This is a genomic window from Caulobacter sp. P1_B12_2, assembly GCF_056406675.1.
Map to the genome: position 1 here is coordinate 1 of NZ_JBFTZS010000571.1, position 2,498 is coordinate 2,498.

Here is a 2,498-nt window from a genome sequence, read left to right on the forward strand (position 1 = left end):
CCAAGCCCTTGCCCGGCGTCAAGCTTCAGCTGGTCGACGCCGAGGGCCACGTGCTGGAGGGCGCCACCGAGGGCAACCTGGTGATCACCGACAGCTGGCCGGGCCAGATGCGGACCGTCTACGGCGACCATGGCCGGTTCTTCGAGACCTATTTCTCGGCCTATCCGGGCAAGTACTTCACCGGCGACGGCTGCAAGCGCGACGCGGACGGCTATTACTGGATCACCGGCCGGGTCGACGACGTGATCAACGTCTCGGGCCACCGCCTGGGCACCGCCGAGATCGAGAGCGCCCTGGTCGCCCACGACACCGTCGCCGAGGCGGCCGTGGTCGGCTATCCGCACGACATCAAGGGCCAGGGCGTCTACGCCTATGTGACGCTGAAGGCGGGGGTCGAGGCCACCGACGACCTGCGCAAGCAGCTGATCCTCTGGGTGCGCCAGGAGATCGGCCCGTTCGCCGCCCCGGACATCCTGCAGTGGGCGCCGGGCCTGCCCAAGACCCGCTCGGGCAAGATCATGCGCCGCATCCTGCGCAAGATCGCCGAGAACGAACTGGGCAGCCTGGGCGACACCTCGACTCTCGCCGACCCGTCGGTGGTCGACGACCTGGTGAAAAATAGAGCCAACAGCTGATGCGCTAAGGGCGGTAACTCGGCTAGGCTCTATCTCATGCGAGGCCGAGCCCTAGTCGTTGCGGTGGTGGTGATCCTGACGACCCCCGCGGCCGCCGGGTCGCAGGAGCCGAGCCAGGACTGGCTGCACCGGATCGAAAGCGGCGACGTCGCGCTGGACGCCCACGCCGACCCCAGCGGTCGCGGCGGCCAGGTGCGGGCGATGATCGACATCGCCGCCCCGCCCCAGGTGGTCTGGACCACCATCCTTGACTGCGAGCGGGCCGCCCGGATGACTCCCAGCGTCAAGAGCTGCCGCGTGCTGTCGCGCGACGCCGCCGGCCGCGTCGAGCTGCGCGAGCACATCGTCAAATGGAGCTTTCTGCTGCCCGCCCTGCATTCGACCTCGCGGCTGAACCTCGAGCCCTACCGGCGCATCGCCTTCCGCTGCGAGGCGGGCGACATCAAGGATTGCGAGGGCCAGTGGCTGCTGGAGCCGATCGAGGGCGGCAAGAGCACCCGCGTCACCTACGACAACCGCGCCTCGGCCCCCTTCGGCCTGCCCAACGGCATGACGACCATGGCCATGCGCCGCGACGTCCCCGCCGCCCTGCGCGCCCTGCGCCGCGAGAGCGTGGCGGCGGCCCGATGAGCGACGGTCATCCGCTTTGGCTGTTCGACGGCGTCTGCAATCTCTGCTCCGGATCGGTGCGCGCGGTGCTGGCCATCGACCGCAAGGGCCTGATCCGCTTCACCCCGATCCAGTCGGCCTATGGGCGGCAGCTGGCCCTGGACCACGGGATCGACCCGGAGCAGCCGACCAGCTTCCTGTTCCTCGACGGCGGCCGGGCGTTCGAGAAGAGCGCGGCGGTCCTGGCCCTGCTGCGGCGTCTGGGCGCGCCGTGGTCGTGGCTGGCCGTGATCGACGTCTTGCCGCGCGCCTGGCTGGACGGCGCCTATGACTGGCTGGCCGTCAACCGCTATCGGCTGATGGGCAAGCGCTCGACCTGCATGCTGCCCACGCTCGAGCAGCGCGCCAGGTTCGTGCTTGAGCCGCCGACCGTATGAGCGTCGATCCGATGAAAGATGGCCCCAAGCGCATCGTCCTGGTGGGGGCCAGCGGCGTCTTCGGCCAGAGGCTGGCGGCGATGATCGCCCGCTGGCCCGACGTCGTCCTGGTGCTGGCGGCCCGCACCCTGGCGCCGCTGGAGACCCTGGCGGCCGACCTGGCCCGGACCAAACCCGCCGCGAAGATCGAGGTCGCCCGGCTGGACCGCCTGGACCCCAAGGGCCTGGCGGCGCTGGGCGCCTGGGCGGTGGTCGACGCCGCCGGGCCTTTCCAGGGGCAGGACCACGCCTTCCCGCGCGCCGTGCTGGCCGCCCGCGCCCACTATCTGGACCTGGCCGACGCCCGCGACTTCGTGGCCGGCTTCGAGGCCGCGCTCGACGGCGAGGCCCGCGCCGCCCGGCGCTGGGCGATCACCGGCGCCAGCTCGACCCCCGCCCTCAGCCATGCGGCCCTGGACCGGATGACCGACGGCTGGACCCGGATCGACCGGATCGAGGCGGCGATCTCGCCGGGCGCGCAAGCCCCGCGAGGCCTGTCGGTGATCCGCGCCATCCTGGCCTGGGCCGGCGGTCCTGTCCGGGTGTTCATGCGCGGCCACTGGACGATCCGCTCCGGCTGGAGCGACCCGCGCCGCACGCCCTTCCCAGGCGTGGGCCGGCGCTGGACCGGCCTGGCCGAGGTCCCCGACCTCGACCTGCTGCCCGCCCGCTTCCACGCCCGCCGCGACGCCGTCTTCCGGGCCGGGCTGGAGTTGCCGATCCTGCACCTGGGCCTGTGGGCGCTGAGCTGGCTTCGGCGGATCAGGCTGGTCTCCAC

Annotated in this window: 4 protein-coding genes; all 4 read left to right on the top strand. The window is 71.7% G+C overall.

Going from position 1 to position 2,498, the window contains the following annotated elements; genetic code table 11:
• Positions 1-635, top strand: a 635-nt coding sequence (locus AC1DZ6_RS23410) for an AMP-binding enzyme (protein ID WP_477099506.1), incomplete at its 5' end; no start/stop codon positions are given.
• Between the two features lie 36 nt (positions 636-671).
• A complete protein-coding gene (locus tag AC1DZ6_RS23415) occupies positions 672-1,265 on the top strand; it encodes an SRPBCC family protein (protein WP_477099507.1) in 594 nt (197 codons plus the stop codon).
• The gene (locus tag AC1DZ6_RS23420; protein ID WP_477099508.1) at positions 1,262-1,681 is read left to right on the top strand and encodes a thiol-disulfide oxidoreductase DCC family protein; all 420 of its coding nucleotides are present in this window, start codon (positions 1,262-1,264) and stop codon (positions 1,679-1,681) included. Before AC1DZ6_RS23415 ends, AC1DZ6_RS23420 begins: the two co-directional genes overlap by 4 nt.
• 11 nt (positions 1,682-1,692) lie before the next feature.
• The coding region (locus AC1DZ6_RS23425; protein ID WP_477099509.1) for a saccharopine dehydrogenase NADP-binding domain-containing protein at positions 1,693-2,498 on the top strand (806 nt) is incomplete at its 3' end.

Bases quoted from the DNA above. Each gene is read 5' to 3' on its own strand.
- AC1DZ6_RS23415 (WP_477099507.1), top strand. From the start codon at position 672: ATGCGAGGCCGAGCCCTAGTCGTTGCGGTGGTGGTGATCCTGACGACC.
- AC1DZ6_RS23420 (WP_477099508.1), top strand. From the start codon at position 1,262: ATGAGCGACGGTCATCCGCTTTGGCTGTTCGACGGCGTCTGCAATCTC.